Consider the following 1122-nt stretch of genomic DNA (forward strand, 5'->3'; position numbering starts at 1 on the left):
ATTTAAAAGTTTCGCCTGCACGCGCAATAAAATCGATAGAATGTTTTAACTGAGAGATGATGGAGAAATTATATATAGCCGTATCTTTGCCAAAAGCAAATAATATGGCTTGATCTAAAATGGGAATGGGATCTTTTGCCAGATCACGTAGGGTAATGAGGTCATTTTGATGGTATTTTTGCCAATTTATAATCTTATATTTTTTAATAAACCATTAGATAAGTTATTTATTGTATTAATCCATAAATAAAAAGCCGGTATTTCCCCGACTTTTTATTGGGTTGAAAATTAAAGCAGAATTATATTTAGTTTTGGCTGTTTTTATTGGATATTATCAGTGATGTAAGCATCAAGAGATAAGGTAGCCTTGAAAGCACCTGCGGTAACAGCATCATCAATCGATTCAGGTCTATCATATTTTAATGAAAATACTAATCTACCACTATCACCGGCAACATCCGAATAAAATGTACGTTGTTCTCGCTCACCATTAAGTGGAACAAGTTCACCTGTAGAACCCAATAATGCTACTCGAGCATTGGTATCATTTGCTGTCGAACTAGCATTCATTAAATGAGTAGTGTTTTGTCGTGCAACAACTATTTTGACTTTTCTTGCTCTTTCTTGATTAGTACAGCCAGAAAAATCCACACTAAATCGTTTTTCAGGAGTAAGTAGTAAAGAATCAATGTAAGCATCATCCAATTGAATTGGAGCAACATCTTGAACGACACAAGTTAGTTTCTCGTCAATTACTCTGCCTTGGATATCTATATTATAACCACCAAGGTGAATCTGTTGTGCAATAGCTTGTGTTGATAAAGAAAGTGTAGATAGAATTAATAGTGAAAATAATGATTTTTTCATTTTAAAGTCCATTTAAGTATTAATTGTAGTTACAAATTTGCTCATAATTAAGAGCGAGATAATAATATTTATTTACGTGAATCTTGACAAGTTATATGTAATTATAATAAATATTTATTTATTAAATAATTAGAAATAGATACTTTATATGGTGGGTAAGTTAGATTTAAATATCAAAGTATAGGTAAACAGTGAAGTATTTATCTGTTGAGTTTTTTTTTAAAAAAAACAGAGGTTTTTTTTGTGTAATTATAT

General features: G+C 30.4%; 1 protein-coding gene. It reads right to left on the reverse strand.

Going from position 1 to position 1122, the window contains the following annotated elements:
* Window positions 1-321 precede the first annotated feature (321 nt).
* Complete coding sequence (locus HMPREF3129_RS03970; RefSeq protein WP_231338104.1) at window positions 322-867, reverse strand: fimbrial protein; 546 nt, start codon at window positions 865-867, stop codon at window positions 322-324.
* Window positions 868-1122: the final 255 nt, after the last annotated feature.

It is taken from the genome of Proteus sp. HMSC14B05 (assembly GCF_001808035.1).
GTDB lineage: Bacteria > Pseudomonadota > Gammaproteobacteria > Enterobacterales > Enterobacteriaceae > Proteus > Proteus mirabilis.

Coding starts and splice junctions, on each gene's coding strand:
- HMPREF3129_RS03970 (WP_231338104.1), bottom strand. CDS start 867: ATGAAAAAATCATTATTTTCACTATTAATTCTATCTACACTTTCTTTA.